The sequence below is a fragment of the Mesorhizobium dulcispinae genome (assembly GCF_033977345.1).
GTDB classification, from domain to species: domain Bacteria; phylum Pseudomonadota; class Alphaproteobacteria; order Rhizobiales; family Rhizobiaceae; genus Mesorhizobium; species Mesorhizobium dulcispinae.
Window position 1 is genome coordinate 36113 of the sequence record NZ_JAVIIY010000001.1, and the last position, 17738, is coordinate 53850.

Here is a 17738-nt window from a genome sequence, read left to right on the forward strand (position 1 = left end):
CAATTGCGATTGTGTGAGTTACAAGGTTGCGGGCGCAAGGTCCGGGGGCTATGCCGGACCAGACAATCCCCGATGCGAGGCAGAACCGATGAAAGTCCTTTCCACCTCCAAATCGCATGGCGGCGTCCAGGGCGTCTATTCGCACGCTTCGGAAGTTTGCGCCTGCGACATGACCTTTGCCGTCTTCGCTCCGCCCCAGGCCGCTGAAGGCCATGTGCCGGTGCTCTGGTATCTGTCCGGCCTAACCTGCACCCATGCCAATGTCATGGACAAGGGCGAGTACCGGCGCCTGGCGGCCGAGCTGGGCCTCGTCGTCGTCTGCCCCGATACGAGCCCGCGCGGCGCGGACGTGCCGGACGAGAAGGACAACTGGCAGTTCGGCTGCGGCGCCGGCTTCTACCTCGATGCCACGCAGGCGCCCTATGCGAAAAACTACCGCATGTACTCCTATATCGCCGAGGAATTGCCGGCGCTGGTCGCCGCGAATTTTCCGGTCGACATATCGCGTCAGGCGATCTTCGGCCATTCGATGGGCGGGCACGGCGCGCTGACCATCGCGCTGAAGAACCCGGAACGGTACCGGAGCTGTTCGGCGTTCGCGCCGATCGTGCAGCCGACGACGGCCGGCTGGTCGCGGCCGGCATTCGAGAAATATCTGGGATCGGACGAGAGGAGCTGGCGCGCCTATGATGCCACGCTGCTGATCGAGGACGGCCATCGTTACGGCGAACTGCTCGTCGACCAGGGCACCGTCGACGGCTTCCTCCAGGATGGTCTGCGCCCGTGGCTGCTCGAGGATGCCTGCAGCAAGGCCGGCATCGCGCTGACGCTGCGCATGCAGGAAGGCTACGATCATTCCTACAACTTCATGTCGACCTTCATGGACGATCATTTGAAGTGGCATGCCGCCCGGCTGGCCAGGTAGAGGAAACGGGCGGCAGGTTCGGATCAGAGACGCGGCCCTGCCACCATCCGCGCGACCCGCGCCATATCAGCGCTCATTTCGCGATCGTCGTCGAGCGGGGCGACGAGCGCGCGCACGGCGGCGTAGCTGCGTTGCGGCCCTTCGCCCATGCTGTCGACGACGCCGCGCAATTCCACGCCTGTCGCCGCAAAGATCAGCTCCATCGCGACGAGGTAGCGCAGGCGTTCGATGATGCCGGCGGTCTTGGCCACCACCCGGGGCGCCATCGACGACTGGTCCTCGATGCCGTCCGAAACCGCCAGCGGGCTGAGCGACATCGGGTTGGCGAGGTGCCGGATCTCCGCCTCGAGTGCAGCGACCGGTTTCTGCAGTTCCGCGTAGCCCTGGCGGCTGCCGCCCCTGGCCGACAGGAAGCGCGGCAGTTCCGCTACCGTTGGCGACATCAGCTTCATCGAGCGATTGGCGGTGGCGACCGCGCAATGCGCGAGCGCCTGGCCGAGCTGTTCCCAAGCCAGCGTGAAGGCCGTGAGGTCGAAATTGCCGTTTGAGACGACCCGCTCAGTCGCCGGCAGGATCACAGGGTTGTCGCCCGAATGGCCAAGCTCTATCTCGGTCGCCAGCCTGGCCTGCTCGAACGCATTGAGCAAGCCGCCCCACACCTGCGGCACGCAGCGGAAGCTCAGCGGGTCCTGGAGGCGCCGCGCGGCCTTGTCGTGCCAAAGCCCGCTTCCCGCCAGCTCCGCCCTCAACCGCGCGCCGATCTCGCATTGCCCGAATGCCGGCCGCGCCGCCAAGGCGTCCTCGTCGATCGCCTTGAGGGACGCGCGGAACGCCTCATAGTTGAGGGCCACGGCCGCCAGCGACCAGTCGATGAGGCAGGCGACGTCTTCGAGGGCGAGACAGGCCGTTCCGGTCGAAAGGCTGTTCGCGACGATAATGGCGTGGCCGTCCTTCTCGCGCAGGTCGAGCGGCTCGAGCCCGGCAAGCTTCAGCGCTTCGGCCGCCGGCATGATCCTGCCCTGGAACTCGGCCTCGCCGTCGCCGCCGAGCGCCCTTGCCATATGGCCGAGAGGGGCAAGGTCGGCCGCCCCGATCGAACCCCAACTGGGGATTACCGGATGGACGCCGGCATTGAGCGCCGCCAACAGGCCGAGGACCACACGCTCGGACGTGCCGGTGCCGCCGGCAGCCATGCCGCAAATGCGCGCCGTCAGGAGCGCCCGCACCGCTTCGGTCGGCAGGGCCGGCCCGGCGCCCATCGAATGGCTAAGCGGCACGCTGTGCTGGAAGGCGATCAGATCGGCTTCGGCAAGCGGCGTGTCGACACAGGCGCCGAGGCCGGTGGTGACGCCATAGAGCGGCTTGCCGAGCCCAGTGAGGCGCTCGATGAGCGCGCGGCTGGCGCGGATGCGGCGCATGGCCTCTTCGCCAAGCACGAGGCGGGCGTTGCGCCGCGCGATCTCGGCGACATCCGTCGCGCTGAGCGGCCTGGCGTCGAGGACTATAACTCTGGTCGTCATGCTCTGCATCTATCCCAAGATCGATGCCGCGCAAATGTGCCACGCCGCCCCTGGGCGCGGCGCAGCGTCATTGCAGCGCCTATGCCTCTGATGTATTTTAGAACTTGATTGGATAAGACGCGTGCCCGCAGTCGTTATGCATGCGGTCTGCTCCGGTCCCGGCAGATTGTGAACTCTTTAACAGACCTCGGCGCCGCCAGCTGCACTGCTGTGGCCGACAGGTCATAGCAGTTAAGGATTTGCCATGCTGCGATGCTGCGCGTTCCTTGCAGCCTTGGTCCTCGTGAGCTTCACGACGTTCGAAGCTCATGCCGATCGCAGGGTTGCCTTCGTGATCGGCAATTCCGAATACCGCGACATCCCGGCGCTCAAGAACCCGGACAAGGATGCTGACGACGTGTCGAACACGTTTCGGCTTGCCGGCTTCGACGTCTTCGTCGCCAAGGACTTGACCAAGCTTCAGTTCGAGGAGCAGTTCCGCAACTATCTCGCCGCGGCGGACGGCGCCGATCTCGCCGTTGTCTACTATTCCGGCCACGGCTTTCAGATCGGCGGCGAGAATTTTCTCATTCCGGTCGATGCGTCGCTGAAGGCCGCGGCCGACATCGAGGTCCAGGCGATCAAGCTGGACGACGTGCTGCAGCAACTGCGCTCGAAGTCGAAGATCCAGGTGATCATCCTCGACGCCTGCCGCAACAATCCGTTCCCGCGCAAGGATTACTGGCTGCGCGACCAGTTGATCGCGGCGGGCGGCACCGGCCTTGCGCAGGTTAAGAGCTCGCTCAACACGCTCATTGCCTTTGCCACCGAGCCTGGCGCTGTCGCCTTTGACGGCACCGGTGACCTCAGTCCCTTCTCGTCCGCCTTTTCCCGTCGTGCTCTGGCGCCGAACCAGGAGATACGTACCGTCATGGCAGCCGTTCGCCGCGACGTGGTTCAAGCCACCGACGGCAAGCAGGTTCCTTGGGAGAACTCCTCGCTGATCGACGAGGTGGTGCTGATGCGCCGCGCCAGCCGCCCCGCGCTGCCGCCGGTGCTGGAGAAGGTCGTGCCGTCGGGCGTCGGTCCTGTCGCGCTGGACCTGCCGGAACCGGTCGATGTCGACGGCGGCGCGGTCACCGTCAGCATCGAAAGGCCGCCTGCGCTTGGGCGCCTGATGTTGGACGGCAAGCCTGTCGCGACCGGCGAACCGATCGCCGGCAAGGATTTGCCGCGCCTTCAGATGGACGTGCCGAAGGGCTCCGGCGCTCAGGAAGAGGTCGACATGCTGGCCTATGCCACGCGCGACAATTGGGGCGGCGAATCCCAGGGCATATTGGTGTTCCGGGTCAAGAATGGCGAGGGTGCCGAAGGCCAGCAGCTCGTGGCCTCGCTCGAGGCCGAGCAGAAGCAGCAGGTGCTGGAGCGCGGCATCCATATCACCGGCGCGGCCGAGGCGATCGAGAAGCGCGACATCAGCGTTCCGGTCGGCGTCGGCCCGGTGCCGCTGAAGCTCGATTTCCCGACCAAGGACCCCGCGGTCAGCCTGAAGCTCGCCAGCTATCCGGCAACGGGAACGCTGTCGCTGCCCGATCGGACGCTGTCTCCCGATTCCAGCCTGATGGCCGATGAAGTCGACCATCTGCGCTATGAACCCCAGATAGGCGAAGCCAAACCACTCATAGTCGGTGTCGAGATCAGGGCTGACAACGCTACGTCAAAGCGGGCGACGATGAAGCTGTCGCCAAGCGTCGAGCCCTGCGACAGGGAGGCCGGCGAGCCTCTTGACCTGCAGGGCGTCGTCCCTGGTTTGCTGCCGAACGAAATCAGCAGCAACGCCGTCGACGTCTGCCGGGCGGCGGTGAAAGCCTATCCGGATGTCGCCCGCTTCCGCTACGAGCTCGGGCGGGCACTGCTTTCGGTCGGCAAGGTCGACGAGGCCAAGAAGGCGATCCAGGAAGCCGCCGACAGGGGCCATGTCCGTGCCGTCTTCGAACTCGGCTATCTCAATGCGACGGGAACGGGGATGCCCGCCAACCGCAAGCAGGCCAACGCCTTCTACGCGGCGGCGTCCGACAAGGGCGATCCCTATGGGATGACGTCATGGGGCCGCGCCTTGTTCAACGGCTACGGCGTCGAGCGCGACACCGGCAAGGGGCTGGACCTGTTGCTCAAGGCGGCGGCGATGGGGCACACCTACGCCATGAACGATCTGGCCGCCATCTTCACGGAAGGTCGTAACGGCGTCCCTGCCGATCCGGCCCGCGCCGTGGCCTTCCTCAAGGCCGGCGTCGAGCGGCAGGACATGTATTCGATGAACCTGCTCGGCCGCAACTATCTCGCCGGCACCGGGGTCGAGAAGGACCCCAAGACGGCACTCTCGCTTTTCCAGAAGTCGATGGATCTCGGCCAGCCCTACGCTCCCGGCAGCCTTGCGCGCATGTACAGGGACGGTCTCGGCGTGCAGCAGGATCTTGCCGAAGCGCAACGGCTGTTTGAGCTGGCGACCGATCGCGGCGATCAGTCGGCCGCGTATGATCGCGCGGCCCTGGAGATGCAAAGGGGCGACAAGGCCGACCAGACTGTGGCGGTGCGCTACCTTGCTTTCGCGGCCGCGCTCGACCTTCGCAACGAAATTCCCGATGCAAAGGCCACGCTGGCGAAATTCGGTGCCAAGGCGAAAACGGCGGCTCTGAAGCAGCTGCGTAGGGAACTCAAATCGAAGATTTCGGCGGACGGCTCGCTGGATGACCAACTGGTCAAGACGGCCAGGGCGGTCTGGGAACAAGCCAACCCGCGCCGGGACTTGTTCTGATCAACAGGGAGGCAATGTGATGGGCCGGGCATTGAAGCAGTCAATCGTCGCATCGATCCTATCCTGCGCTCTGGCTGTCGCGGGGTGCACGACCATGACGCCCAAGGTCGAGCCGGCGCCGACGGTCAAGCACAAGGTCGTTCGCACGACGACCACGCCAAAGGTCGTCAAGCAGAAGAAAGTCACCGGCAAGAAACTGATCCAGCCCGTTCAGACCGAAACCGCGCCTGTCGTCGTGCCTCCCTTAGGCGGTGGCAGTGGCGGTGGCGGCGGTGGTGGTGGCGGTGGCTGGGGATGAGCCTTTGACGGCAGCCAGCCCGTCACGACATTGCTTTCGACCCTGGCATTGATCGCCATCGTTCGCTTGTCTCTGTCTTCTCGTCCGTTTCCGCAATCAGGATTTTGGGCTTGGAGTGCGACTGCGACCGCTCGCCAAGCAAGGGTAAGTGCTCTATGCTCCAGTCGCGTGCCGGTATCGATATAGGGTTGTCCTCGGGGGGCGTTCCATGGTCGAAGTCGTCGCATTCTGGCGGAGTATGCGGTTGGAAGCCGTCGCGCGAGCCGCCGCTTTCATCATCGCTGCGCTCTTCGCTTTGCTGCTGCTCGAACCGCACGCGGCACGCGCCGCGCCGAACTGGACGCTCGATCCCTCCGCTTCGGTGCTCACCTACCAGTCGGTCAAGAAGAATACGATCGTCGAGACCAACAAGATCAGGAACATCACCGGCACGCTGAGCGCGGCCGGCGACGCCAAGATCAGCTTCGATCTCAATTCGGTCGATACCGGCGTCGACCTCCGCAACGTGCGCATGCGCTTCCTGTTCTTCGAGACATTCAAATACCCCACGGCCGAACTGACGGCCAAGGTAGACCCGGCCGCATTCGCCGACCTGCCGACAAAACGCCGAATCAAGGCGACCTTGCCGTTCCGCCTCAGCATGCACGGCGTCGACAAGGACCTCGAGGCCAGCATTGTCGTCACCATGATCAGCGACACCCAGGTCTCCGTCGCGTCGGAAGCGCCCGTAGCGGTCCATGTCGAGGACTTCGGCCTGCTGCCCAACATCGACAAGCTGCAGCAGGCGGCCAACGTGACCAACATCGTGCCGACCGCCTCGGTGTCCTTCGATTTCGTCTTCACCGCCGATGGCGGCAAGCCGGCCGCGGTCCAGACCGTCGCAGCGAGCGCTGCCGACGTCGGGCCGGTCGCCACCGACGCCTCGAAAGCGAATTTCAGCGACGAGGAGTGCCTGAACCGGTTTGCCGTGCTCTCGCGCACCGGCGCCATCTACTTCCGGCAGGCGAGCGCAAGGCTCGACGCCAAGAGCCGCCCGCTGCTGGCGGAGGTCGAAGGCGTCGTCGGCAAATGCCCGGCCCTCAAGGTCGAGGTATCCGGCTATACCGACTCCGACGGATCGCCCGAGGCCAACAAAGCGCTGTCCGAGCGGCGGGCCCAGGCGGTCGCCGACGCGCTGGTGGCCGAAGGCGTGCCGCGCAGCCAGATCAGCGCCGCCGGCTATGGCGAGGAGCGGCCGGTCGCCGCCAACGACACGCCCAAGAACAAGGCGCTCAACCGGCGGATCGAGTTCTCCGCCACCAAGCTCGCGAACTGAGGTCGCGGGTGGGCTCCGACCCGATTGTCCGTTGCGGCCGCCTGTTTCGCGCCGTCGGGCTGGCTGTGCTTGCCGTGTTCCTGACTTTGACCGCCGCCAGCGCTGAACGCCGCGTCGCGCTCGTCCTCGGCAACTCGCAATACCAGCACGCAGCGCTGCTCACCAATCCGGTGCGCGACGCTCAGGCCATGGCCGAACGCTTGCAGAACCTGGGCTTCGAGGTGGTTTCCGGCTACGACCTCAGCAAGCAGCAGACGCAGACCACCGTCGCGCAATTCGCCAAGCAGGTGCGCGGCGCCGACATCGCCCTTTTCTTCTATGCCGGCCATGGCCTGCAGGTCTCGGGCAAGAACTACCTGCTCCCGGTCGATGCCGCTCTGGAGGATGAGACCTCGCTCGACTTCGAGGCCGTGTCGGTCGACTTCGTCCTGCGCCAGATGTCGCGCGAGACCAGCATCAGGCTGGTGTTCCTCGACGCCTGCCGGGACAACCCGCTTGCCGAGGTGCTGGCCAGGACCGCCGGCGTCAAGGGCGCCAGCAGCGGCCTTGCCGAAATCCCGATCGAGAATGGCGGCGCCGGCACGCTCGTCGCCTTCGCCGCCAGTCCGAACCAGCTTGCCTTTGACGGATCGGGCGAGCACTCGCCCTTCACCGCGGCGCTGATCCAGCACATAGGCGAATCCAACATCTCCATCACCGAGGCGATGAACAGGGTCACCGGCGATGTCTTCAAGGCGACGGCCGGCAAGCAGCGCCCGTGGATCAACGTCTCGCTGACCACCGAGGTCGTCCTGCACAAGGTCGATCTCAACGCCCCGCTGATCGTGGGCGAGGCGAGTACTCCCCAGGCCGAAGGCGGCTCCGATACGCGCAACACCGGAACGGCACCGGGCCAGACCGACGACCAACTCGCGCTCAACCTGTTGCGTCAAAAAATCCCGAAGCTGGCGACGGACGAGCCGATCCTGTTCGACCACCCGGTCAAGTTCGGCGATCCGGCCATCGACGGCAAGAGCATCGCCCAACTGATCAAGGGTAAGCCGCTGTTCAGTCCGGTGGAGGGCCTCGACAAATCGGTTTGGGAAGACAAGCACTGCGACGGCTGCCACGAATGGAACGAGGCCCGGCTGTGCGAGCAGGCAAAGAATTTCGCCGCCAACGATGTCTCGGTGTTGCGCCTGCAGCACCCGCTGGGAACCCGCTTCAAGGTGGCGCTGGCGAAATGGGCGCAAGGCGGCTGCAAGTGAGCGCGGATATCTGACTGCCGGCCTAAAAAGCGTCGGCCGATTGCTGCTGGGTCTCCATCTCCGCCATCTGGACGCCCATTTCGACGAAGGCTGAAAGCACGGCAAAGCGATCCGCCAGCGATACCCGCGCAAGACCTGCCAGAATCCCCGCGCTGACGGCATGGGCGGTCGGAAATCCGGCCGCTACCTGATCGGCAACCGAGCCGCCGTCGCGCCAGCCCGCTGCCAAAGCGATCCAGGAAACGGGCGTCACCGGCGGCACCTCCACGGCCTGGGCCACCGCCGCGCGATGGTCGGGATTGCCTGGCTCGCCGACCCAGTCGCCGACGAGCGCGAGCAATTCGAGATCCCTGTCGCCGAGGAGCTCGGCAAGGTTGCCCAGGCACTCATGCGCCCACCAGATGGCGGCCCGCTCGGGCAGCAGATAGGCGCAGAAGGTGATTGCCTCCTCGGGCACGCGGCCGGCCAGCAGCGCACGGCAAAACTCGATCGAAGGCTGGTCGGTCGGGGCGGCTTTCATATCCTGCGCGACGGCAGGGCAAGCGCTGAACAGATCCTGCGCCGTCCTGAACCGGAGCCCGTTGGCCATGGCTGCCCGCCCTCACTAGGAAGAACCCACTCAAGCCCCGGCGGAGGCGCTGGTCAAGCGTTAGCTTTAGCAAAAAGCGACGGCTCCCAGCGTGTGTTTGCTCACAGACAATCGTAGTGAAATTTGATATTCTCCGACCGATGCATGTCGCCCAAAACTATGCAGCGGTTCTGGGGAAACGATAGGCATGAAAAGAGGACTTGAAGCGCGGCGACGCGCTTTGACGCGATCCGCTCAAACAGGAGTAACGGTCATGCGGTGGGCCAGCTCAGCCTTTGCATTGGCGGCCGTGCTTTTTTCGACGCACGTTTCCGCCGATCCGCTTCAGAAATCGGAAGACATCGTGAAGTTCTTCACCGGCGCGGGCAATCTGGGCGCGTCGCGCGGCATCTGTGTCGGCACCGAGGAAGAGTGCAAGAGCAAGAACGACAAGAACGCGGCCCCCAAAAAGACCGGGCTCGACATGATGATCAATTTCGCGCTGGATTCCGCCCAGCTCGATCAGACCGCGCGTGCCGAACTCGACGAGTTCGCCAAGGCACTGAAGGACAACCGGCTGAGCACGTTCAGCTTCGTTGTCGAAGGCCATACCGATGCGTCCGGCTCGGATCGCTACAATCAAAATCTGTCGCAGCGCAGGGCGCAATCGGTTGCCGCCTTCCTGACCGCGAATGGCGTCCAGGCCACCCGGCTCGAAGCGATCGGCCTCGGCAAGTCGCACCCGCGCGTTGCCAACCCTTATGATCCGGTCAACCGCCGGGTTGAGATGCGGATCAGGACGGAATAAGCCAGCGGCACGAACAGCCACTCGGTACGCAGCGATCAAACGGGAGCCCAGCCTCGACAGGCCGGGCTCCTGCTTCTGTTTTCAGGGTTTGTTGAGCACGCCGCCCACCGCGACACCAGTGCCGAAGATCAGCGCCTTGGTCAGGAAGTCGTTGTTGTCGTTCGGCGGCGGGCCTTCCTCGCGAACCACGGTCTCGCTGTTGCGCCTGCGCTGGACGATTTGCTGCTTCCGGCGCGGCTTTTCCGCCACCGGATTCAGCGTGCGGGTCTTCTGCGCCACTTGCTTCTTGGCAGGCGCCGAGCGGGCCTGGTCGGCGGCCTGCTTGGCGCGTACGGCGTCCATCATCGGGTCGGTCTGGATCACCAGGAACGCCAGCTGCTCGCGGGTCAGATAGGTGGTTTGCGGCAGGCCGTTCTTCCCCTGCCAGATGGCGATCGCCTGGCGCGTCCTCGGGCCGATATTGCCGTCGACCTGGCCGAGCTCGTTGCCCAACGCCTCGATGCGCAGCTGCAGGTCGATGCGGCCGCTGCGATCGAGCCCGATCGCGCCTTCCGTCTGCTCGGTGCCCGGGGTCTGCTTCATCTCGTCGGTGATGCCGACCGAGGTGCGCACGGCCGAGCCGGGATTGGCGTTTGCCGCGTTCGCATCGAGGGCGGCGACCTGCTTGTTGGCGTTCGGGTCCTTCAACTGATCGATGTTGAGCTTGGCCACGGTGGCGAAGCGGCCGTTCGGGAATTGGTCGAGATAGGCTTCGTAATACGGAATGGCGTTCTTCTTCGAAGCCTCGTCCCACAAGCGTTGCTCGACCTCCCAGGACGGCGGCTCGCTGGCCACCGGAGCGGGGGAGGCCACTGCCGTCGTCTTGGCTGAGTCGGCCGCCGGTGCCGCGACAGGCGCGGCTGCTGGCTCCGCCGGCTTGCCAAGGAAAACCTCGCGTCCCAGCGACGCATTGTGCCAGGGCCGCTGCCGGCCTTGTGTGGCCTCGGTCACCTCGCCGCGCACCCGCGTCAATGCGCTCTGGATCTCGACGCCCGGTTCGGTCAGGTGCTTGGCCAATGCCAGCGAGTAGGGGCTGTCGACGCCGTTGCCGTCGAAGGCGATGGCGCCGGGATCCGTTGCATAGGCGATAAGCACGCCGCCGGTGCCGACGCCGTCCGCCTTCGCCTCGACCGGCGCCAGACCTGCGCCGAGCGAGCGGCTCTTCGGCAATGAGGCGGCCAGCGTCCTTGCCAGCGGATTGTCGCGGCAAGCGTCGAGGATGATGACACCAACGGCCGGATCGGGCGGCAGCGCCGCCATGAACTCGTCGATCTGGACGGTGCGGGTCTTGAGATAGGCGGGCGACGTCAGCTCGGCATCGACCGGGATGAGATAGTTCTTGCCGTCGACCTGCATGCCGTGGCCGGCATAGTAGATGACGGCGAGATCGGCATTGTAGGACTCTTCGGTGAATTTGCTGATCAGGCTGTGCATGCCGGCATTGTCCTGGTCGACGCCTTCGATCACCTCGAAGCCGGCATTGCGCAGCGTCGATGCGATGAGCTGCGCGTCGTTGGCCGGATTGGGCAACGGCACGGCGTTGACATATTTGCTGTTGCCGATGACCAGCGCGACGCGCTTGGCGGCGTCTTGCGTGGCGGCCTCGGCGCCGAACGCGGCAAGGACAAACAGGATAAATCCACTCACAAGGACGGCGAACGCTTTCATGGATCAGCCCTCCGCCCCTTCGGGGCGCGCTATCGGTGTCTGCGCATGCTAAATCTTGCTTCTGCCAAAAATGGCTCTTGGGCGTATGTGATCCCGACCACAGTCTTGGTTCACAAAGAGCCCGAAAAAATACGCGCCATGATAACATCCGGGGCTGACAACACCAATGCCCGTCGGTGGAGCCTGCCGCGACGGGCATGTTCAAAGGGTCGTCTGGATCGAACTTATGAGGGCCGTGACGGCCTGCTTGTATTTCTCGAATTCCGGCGATGTCTGCCGGATCTGGGTCGTGGTCGTCTGCTGGTTCTGATCGGACGCCACGCGGGTCACCCTCTGCCCCATCTTCCGCTCGGCCCAGTCGATGACGTAGCTGGTGGTCTTGCCGGTGAGGAACGGATTGGCCTGGATCACGGCTGATCCGAGCACGGCATTCAGTTGCGCCGAGCCCGGCGCCCCCAGCACCTGGGCCGCGCCTTCCATGCCCAGGAAATGGCAGAGATAGAGCCGCCCGGCGGTGATCTGGTGGCCGCGGGCGCGAAGATAGGCTTCGCCCTCGCGCGCAAGGTTGCGCACCATCTCGCGCGACAGCGTGGCGTCGTAGCGAAGCGCCAGCAGGTCGGCGGTCGACAGCGAGCGGGCGAGATCGGGCCGGTAGGTGTTCATCATCCGGATCCACGTCTTGGTGATGAATTGTCCGGCGCCCGTCGCCGAGGACAGCGGGTTCTTGGCCCGCGCGCTGCCGCCGCTTTCGACATGCACGATGCGGTCAGTCAGCGTCTCGACCGCGGCGTCGCCGGAACCGCCAGAACCACCGGAAGCATAGGCGGCAACCGTGGTGACCGTCCCCAGCGGATCGATCGCCTCGCCGTTCTGGTAGAGCTCGAAATGCAGATGCGGACCGGTCGAAAGTCCCGTGGTGCCGATATAGCCGATGACGTCGCCGGCCTTCACCTTGGTGCCGACGCCGTTTGCGATGGCGAATTTTTGCATATGCGCGTAGCGCGTCTCACGCCCGTTGGCATGCGTGATCTTCACCAGATTGCCATAGCCGCCGCCGTCGCCCTGGAAGCTGATCTCGCCGTCGAAGGCGGCCATGATTGGGGTGCCGACAGGGGCTGCCCAGTCGACGCCCTTGTGGATACGAACTGTGCCCAGGATCGGGTGCTTGCGCGGGCCGAAGGTGGAAGTCATGACCCCGCTGACCGGCGTGACCATGCCGTTGGTCACGCTCAGCGAACGAACCTCGTCATTGCCGGTGACGCATGCATATTGCCCGTCGCTCTGCTGGAAGACGAAACAGTCGAGGCTCTTCTGTGTACCCTGGACGCCGACATAGAGCACCCGCCCGGAGATCTCGCCCTGGCCGCGCGGCGTCTGCGAGTAGATCAGCACCAGCCGCTGGTCCTCGCTGGCGAAGGCGTCGAGATCCTGCCCGCGCGACAGATACATGATCGCCTCGCCGATCACGCTGGTCGGAACCTTGTTGCGCGCTGCCGTCGAATAGATCGCGTCGAGCAGGCGGTACTGCCGCTTGGGTCCGCCTTGGTCGGAAGCGCCGGAATAGTTGAACAGGTCCTCGCGCACCCAGGGGTCGACGCCCGACACGAAGGCGCCCGCCGCACTGCGCGTCAGCGTGCCGACATAGACGTTCCTGGCGTAGATCGAGACCTGCATGAGCGACATGGTTGTCGTCTCGCGGTTCGGTCTGAAACCGCGCATGGCCACCACATAGCCCGATTCCAGCCCGTCGCGGTTGAACAGCGCCTTCAGCGCTTCGGCCGCCAGTTTCGCGTCGTCGGCGGAGAAATGCGCGTCGGCGACGACGCTGTCCAGGCTGCGGTCGTTGAGGATTTTTACGAACGTGTCCCCTGTCGCTTCGAAGCGCTGATACTCGCTGGTGACGGTGGCGACGGTCGTGTTGTTCTCGATCTCGGTCTTCTTGAAGGCGGGAAGGGCGGCTTCGCCCTGATCGACGGTCTCGCCCCAGCCGGCTTCCGGGTCGCCGGCATCCGCCTTGGGCGCGGAACCCGCAGGCGCTTCGCTCTCGTCCGACGCCGGCTGGAGGTCGTTCTCGAGATCGCCTTGCTGGTCGTCGGCTGCAGCCGGGGCGGGCGGCGCGGACGGGGCCGTTTCCTTATCGTCAGGCGTCGTCGCCGAAAGCTTCGGGGCAGCCTGCCGCTGCGCCTGGAAGAAGGCGAAATCCTCCTGCGTCGACGGGATCGTCGTCATGAACTTCTCGCTAGCGCTGAGCATGACGTCGGAGAGGATTTCGATTTGCGGCGAGGCGCCGGAACTGTCGAGCTCGGCGGGACGCGCGACGGTCTTGCCCTTCGTTGCGGTATCGGCGTCGGGCGCCAGCGTGATCCACATCGGATCGCCGGCAAGGTCGATGATGGCCGGCACATAGACCGAAGCGTCGGGCGGTACGTCCTCCATGCCCTCGACCGGATGCAGTTCCTCGTCCTCGTCGCCGAACGACCAGTAGTCCCTGGTGAGGTAGAAACCGGTCGCGGCCGAAACGACGGCGAGCGTGGCAACGCCGGAAAGGACCCAGCGCCAGAGCTTGCGCCGGCGCTCGGCCAGGCGCGCCTGCTTCTTCAACTTGAAGCTCGTGTCGATGCTGTGCGTCACGGGCTGGTTCCGGTCAGGAAATAGGTCCAGCGCACCTGCTCCTGCGTATCGACCTCGACGAAGCGCGCCGCTATATGGCCGCGCTGCCAGCACTCGTCGATGCCGCGGATCGAGAAGCGGCGCCGGTCGACGCACATCTCAGTCGATCCGGCGAGGATCGCATGGCCGAAGACATCCGTGGCGTAGATGTAGATATACCGGTTGGCCAGCTCCTCTCGGATGACGTTGACGCATTGGTTGGCACCGATGGTCCACCAGCCGTCGGTCTGGTCGGCATCGTCGACCTTCTGTCCGACGGCGAGGTTGACGACGTCGAGCGTCTGGTTGCAGACGGTGAATTCGGCATGGGCCCTGCCGACGCTAAGGATCGAGAGCAGTACCCCGCCAAGCAGAGCGGCTAGCTTCATCCGGCGGGTCGGGTTAGCCCAAATTCGAACCCGGCCAGGCTTCTTGCATGGCGGTGACGGAGAGGAAGAACGCGGGTAGCGGAGTTCCATCGGCGTCCGTGCTTATCCGCCAAGCCGGAAATACTTGGCCGTGGCGGAGAATTGGGAACCGTCGGCCTCGATCTCCTCGAGGATCTTGGGCAACAGCTCCGAGGCCGGCGTAGGGCGCGAGAACATTGCGGCCTGGATATCCTGCGGCCCGGTGATCGCCAGCATGATCTGCGGCAAGGCCTTGCCGGCCGCCTTGTCGGCGGCGGCGAGACCGATCGGGATGCTGAACGTCGCCTTGTCCGGCTGCGCGACCATACGGTCGTCGAGGTTGAAGGCGATGCCCTTGTGGTCGATCAGCATCACGTTGGAAATCAGCCCGCCGCGGGTCGCCAAGGTGCCGCTGATCGGTGAGCCGTCCGGCACGGAGGTCCGGTCGAGAACGAGTTGCGGCCGCTCGGCCCCGCTCCGGTCGAGAAAGCGCAGGAAACTGGTCACCTCGCATTGCTGCGGATCGATGAGGCGCACGCTGATGTCCGGCTCGAGGTGGAACCTGGACTGGAAATCGTTGAGCAACCGCTCGAACGGCTGCACGGCGGTTCCAAAACCTTCGATCGCCGCGGCGCTGTCCGTCGCCGACGTCAGCGTTGCGTAGAAACAGTCGCCGCCGCTGAAGTCGCGCACCCAGGAAGCGCGCTGCGTCAGTTCGTCGGGCTCTTTTGCCGGCGGCGGAACCTGCGGCTTGGGCAGGTTGATGGCGACGTCCGTATTCTGCTTGGTCGCAGGCTGTGGCTGCGGCAGCGGTGCCGGTTGTGACGACGCGTTTGGCGTTGCCGGCTGGCTGGCCGCTTCAGGCACCGTCGGCTGAGGTGGCGCCGGTGCCTGGCTTTTCGGGGGCGAAGGGGTCTTCGGCTTGGGCAACTTGGACAGAGCCTCGACGAGGTCCGATGCGCTGGGTTTGGTCGCCGGCGGTTCCGGCGCCGGCGTGTTCCGCGCTTCCGTCTGGCTCGATCCCAACGCTTTGGCCGTTGGCGACTCGTTGGCTGGTTGAGCCGGCTTCAGGTTTTCCGTCGCCTTCGGCGTGGGAGCGGGCGACTTCTCGATCGGCGGCTGGATCGGTTCGGCCACTGTGGGCTGCGAGGCCTGGTTGTTGGTCGGGCTTTGCGGCTGAAGGGCAGGCGGTGTCGGTTCCGTTTTCTGCACTGTCGCAGCTTCGGCCTGCTTTTGGACGGTCTTGTCCTGCGGTCGCGGCGGAGCCGGCAGGGCAGGCTTTGCCGGCTCAACGGTGGCCGAGCTGTCAGCTTTCGGCGCGGCCGGCTGCGGCTCGGCTGGCGCCGGCGGCTGAGGTTTTGGCGCTTCTGGCGGAGGCTTTGATGCCTCCGCCACCGGCTTAGGTGCTTCCGCCACGGGTTTTGCCGTCGGCTTCGGCGTGAGAGGCTCGGGTTTTTCCACGGCAGGCGGAGTGGTCAGGGCGCCGCTGAAATAGACGCCAGCCCCCGCCAGGACTGCCAGCACCGCGACGCCGCCGGCGATGGCTGGGATCCGCGAAGGTTTTCGTTCAGCAGGTCGCATAGGCGCGCTGGCCGGGGCGGCCGCTTGCGAGGGCCGCGGCTGCGACAGATGCGCCGGCCGCACATGCGGAACGAAACGTGGTTCGCCGGGAACCGTCGAAGGCTGGGGGCTGGAGTTCGGCAGCGCGGTCCAGCCGGCGCGCGGCAAGCCAGAGCGCTCGCGCGGAGCAAACGACCCGGGCGGCGGCAAGGTCGCGTCGAGATCGTCGTCGCGCGTTGCCCTGGCGATCTCGGCCATGCTGGCCGGCCGGTCTTGCGGATCCGGCTGCAGCATCGCTTCGATGAGAGAGCGGAAATCGGGGTCGATGTCCGACAGGTCCGGCACGGTCCGGCGCTTCTCGATGACCTCATATTGCGAGCCGCTCATGTCGAGCGGCTTTCCGCGCAGGGCCGCGGCCAGCACAAGTCCTAGGCTGTAGATGTCCGACTGCTCGCTGACTTCGCCGCCATAGAGGCCGAGCTGTTCGGGAGAAACGTAGTTGTATTTGCCGGCGAACTTTCCGCCGATCAGCGTCTCGCCGCCGACATTCGCCGAGCGCGCGATGCCGAAGTCGATGATCTTGGCGCGCTCGACCCGGCCGCCCGGCAGGATGATGTTGTCGGGCGAGAGGTCGCGGTGGACCGCGCCGGCCTGATGCACCGCGCTCAAGCCGGAGGCGAGCCGATGGCAAAGCCTGCGCACATCCGGCGGCGACATCGGACCGCGCCGCATGACGTCGAACAGCGACTGGCCGTCCACGAACTCCATCGCCAGGTACGGACGGCCGATCCCCGGATCGATGGTGAAGACGTGGTATCGCACCACCGCGTCATGCGACAAATGGTTGAGGATCGACGCCTCCTTGCGGAATAGGGACAGGATCGTCTGGTCGCGGGCGAACTCCGGCAGCACGATCTTGATCGCCACATGATCGCCGGTCTGGATGTTGTGGCCGCGATAGACCTCGCCCATGCCGCCGGACGCGATCCGCTCGTCGAGTTCGTAAATGCCGCTGAGCTGCGTGCCGACGCCGGTGTATGCGAGGTTGGGCGAAATCCGCGTCTTGTCGTCGTCGCTCATCTATTTCAGCCTTCCGCCCTGGACCGCTCCGCACGGAGTGGTCCGTTGCGCCCGCCGCCGACGCTGACCATCACGATGGTGACATTGTCCGTTCCGCCGCGCGCCAGCACCGTCTCCAGCAGCTTCTCGCATGCCATTTGCGGCGACCCTGATTTGACCGCGGCTTCGATCTCGGCGTCGCTGACATGCGCGGTCAGCCCGTCGGTGCTCAAGACGAACACATCGCCAGGCATCAGCTCGCCTTGCTGAAAATCGATCTCGAGCTCGTCGCTGACCCCGACGGCATGGGTGATAACATTGCGGCGCGGCCAGGTGAGCGCTTCTTCCGCGCTGATCATGCCGCGGTCGAGAAGCTCCTGGACCTCGGTATGGTCCCTGGAAATCTGCGAGATCGCGCCGCCTCGCACCAGATAGATGCGGCTGTCGCCGGCCCACAGGCCCGCAAACCGCCCGTCCATCGCGAGCAGGGCCGCGAAGGTGGAGCCGATAGTGATGCCGCGCGACCGCGATATGTTGCGGATTTCGGCATTGGCGCGGCTCAGCCGGTCCTCGAAGCGGGCGCGAAGGTCCGGCGCCGAGCTTGCGATGCCGATCGTTGCCAGGTGATCGACGATGCTGGCCGAAGCGACCTCGCCGGCCTCATGGCCGCCCATTCCGTCGGCCACCACCCAAAGGCCGGTCCGCGGCTCGACCAGGTAATTGTCCTCGTTGTGGTCCCGCACACAACCCTTGTGGCTCACGCCGAAGCTCTCGATGGGAAGGGCGACAGTGCTCAATTTGCCACCAAGCGCTTCGCGAGCGTCCTCTGTGACGAACCGTGGGCCGCGTGCCCAGGCCACTTTGCCACAAGCGCATACATT

At 65.3% G+C, this 17738-nt stretch carries 13 protein-coding genes; 6 read left to right on the forward strand and 7 right to left on the reverse strand.

The features are described from left to right. Window positions 1–88: 88 nt before the first annotated feature. Window positions 89–925: an S-formylglutathione hydrolase gene (gene fghA / locus RFN30_RS00160; protein WP_320260119.1), complete on the forward strand. Its 837-nt coding sequence runs from the start codon at window positions 89–91 to the stop codon at window positions 923–925. A gap of 23 nt (window positions 926–948) precedes the next feature. Here fghA and RFN30_RS00165 read toward each other — a convergent pair whose 3' ends face one another. Beyond that, entirely contained in the window at window positions 949–2445 is a 1497-nt protein-coding gene (locus RFN30_RS00165) for an HAL/PAL/TAL family ammonia-lyase (RefSeq protein WP_320260120.1), read from the reverse strand. A 283-nt stretch (window positions 2446–2728) separates the two neighbouring features. On the opposite strand from RFN30_RS00165, the gene RFN30_RS00170 reads away from it, so the two are divergent. The 4 genes from RFN30_RS00170 to RFN30_RS00185 all read left to right on the forward strand — a co-directional run bounded on the left by RFN30_RS00170 (window position 2729) and on the right by RFN30_RS00185 (window position 8099). Then, the gene (locus RFN30_RS00170; protein ID WP_320260121.1) at window positions 2729–5239 is read left to right on the forward strand and encodes a caspase family protein; all 2511 of its coding nucleotides are present in this window, start codon (window positions 2729–2731) and stop codon (window positions 5237–5239) included. A 94-nt stretch (window positions 5240–5333) separates the two neighbouring features. Next, window positions 5334–5537 carry a hypothetical protein gene (locus RFN30_RS00175; protein WP_320260122.1) on the forward strand — a complete coding sequence of 68 codons (204 nt, stop codon included), beginning with the start codon at window positions 5334–5336 and terminating at the stop codon, window positions 5535–5537. Window positions 5538–5745: 208 nt separating this feature from the next. Continuing rightward, window positions 5746–6852: an OmpA family protein gene (locus RFN30_RS00180; protein ID WP_320260123.1), complete on the forward strand. Its 1107-nt coding sequence runs from the start codon at window positions 5746–5748 to the stop codon at window positions 6850–6852. A gap of 8 nt (window positions 6853–6860) precedes the next feature. After that, entirely contained in the window at window positions 6861–8099 is a 1239-nt protein-coding gene (locus RFN30_RS00185) for a caspase family protein (protein WP_320260124.1), read from the forward strand. Between the two features lie 22 nt (window positions 8100–8121). On the opposite strand, the gene RFN30_RS00190 is transcribed toward RFN30_RS00185, so the two are convergent. After that, window positions 8122–8688, reverse strand: a complete 567-nt coding sequence (locus RFN30_RS00190) for a DUF6931 family protein (protein WP_320260125.1) — start codon at window positions 8686–8688, stop codon at window positions 8122–8124. Between the two features lie 253 nt (window positions 8689–8941). On the opposite strand from RFN30_RS00190, the gene RFN30_RS00195 reads away from it, so the two are divergent. Next, window positions 8942–9475 carry an OmpA family protein gene (locus RFN30_RS00195; RefSeq protein WP_320260126.1) on the forward strand — a complete coding sequence of 178 codons (534 nt, stop codon included), beginning with the start codon at window positions 8942–8944 and terminating at the stop codon, window positions 9473–9475. A gap of 81 nt (window positions 9476–9556) precedes the next feature. Here the strand turns inward: RFN30_RS00195 and RFN30_RS00200 are convergent, their stop codons facing one another. From RFN30_RS00200 to RFN30_RS00220, 5 genes are all read right to left on the reverse strand, one after another. Next, window positions 9557–11182 carry a caspase family protein gene (locus tag RFN30_RS00200; protein ID WP_320260127.1) on the reverse strand — a complete coding sequence of 542 codons (1626 nt, stop codon included), beginning with the start codon at window positions 11180–11182 and terminating at the stop codon, window positions 9557–9559. 201 nt (window positions 11183–11383) lie between these two features. Then, window positions 11384–13813, reverse strand: coding sequence for a M23 family metallopeptidase (locus RFN30_RS00205; protein WP_320260128.1), 2430 nt, complete (start codon window positions 13811–13813; stop codon window positions 11384–11386). Then, window positions 13810–14220 (reverse strand): DUF1036 domain-containing protein, encoded by a 411-nt coding sequence (locus tag RFN30_RS00210; protein WP_320260129.1) that lies wholly within the window; start codon window positions 14218–14220, stop codon window positions 13810–13812. The genes RFN30_RS00205 and RFN30_RS00210 overlap by 4 nt, the downstream gene beginning before the upstream one ends. A 102-nt stretch (window positions 14221–14322) precedes the next feature. Beyond that, complete coding sequence (locus RFN30_RS00215) at window positions 14323–16878, reverse strand: serine/threonine-protein kinase (protein ID WP_320260130.1); 2556 nt, start codon at window positions 16876–16878, stop codon at window positions 14323–14325. Window positions 16879–16883: 5 nt separating this feature from the next. Further along, the gene (locus RFN30_RS00220; RefSeq protein ID WP_320260131.1) at window positions 16884–17654 is read right to left on the reverse strand and encodes a PP2C family protein-serine/threonine phosphatase; all 771 of its coding nucleotides are present in this window, start codon (window positions 17652–17654) and stop codon (window positions 16884–16886) included. Window positions 17655–17738 lie beyond the last annotated feature (84 nt).

What these genes read in the sequence shown, in the direction of transcription:
- RFN30_RS00210 (WP_320260129.1), bottom strand. Translation starts at nt 14,220, where the DNA reads ATGAAGCTAGCCGCTCTGCTTGGCGGGGTACTGCTCTCGATCCTTAGC.
- RFN30_RS00215 (WP_320260130.1), bottom strand. Translation starts at nt 16,878, where the DNA reads ATGAGCGACGACGACAAGACGCGGATTTCGCCCAACCTCGCATACACC.
- RFN30_RS00175 (WP_320260122.1), top strand. Translation starts at nt 5,334, where the DNA reads ATGACGCCCAAGGTCGAGCCGGCGCCGACGGTCAAGCACAAGGTCGTT.
- fghA (WP_320260119.1), top strand. Translation starts at nt 89, where the DNA reads ATGAAAGTCCTTTCCACCTCCAAATCGCATGGCGGCGTCCAGGGCGTC.
- RFN30_RS00200 (WP_320260127.1), bottom strand. Translation starts at nt 11,182, where the DNA reads ATGAAAGCGTTCGCCGTCCTTGTGAGTGGATTTATCCTGTTTGTCCTT.
- RFN30_RS00165 (WP_320260120.1), bottom strand. Translation starts at nt 2,445, where the DNA reads ATGACGACCAGAGTTATAGTCCTCGACGCCAGGCCGCTCAGCGCGACG.
- RFN30_RS00195 (WP_320260126.1), top strand. Translation starts at nt 8,942, where the DNA reads ATGCGGTGGGCCAGCTCAGCCTTTGCATTGGCGGCCGTGCTTTTTTCG.
- RFN30_RS00180 (WP_320260123.1), top strand. Translation starts at nt 5,746, where the DNA reads ATGGTCGAAGTCGTCGCATTCTGGCGGAGTATGCGGTTGGAAGCCGTC.
- RFN30_RS00190 (WP_320260125.1), bottom strand. Translation starts at nt 8,688, where the DNA reads ATGGCCAACGGGCTCCGGTTCAGGACGGCGCAGGATCTGTTCAGCGCT.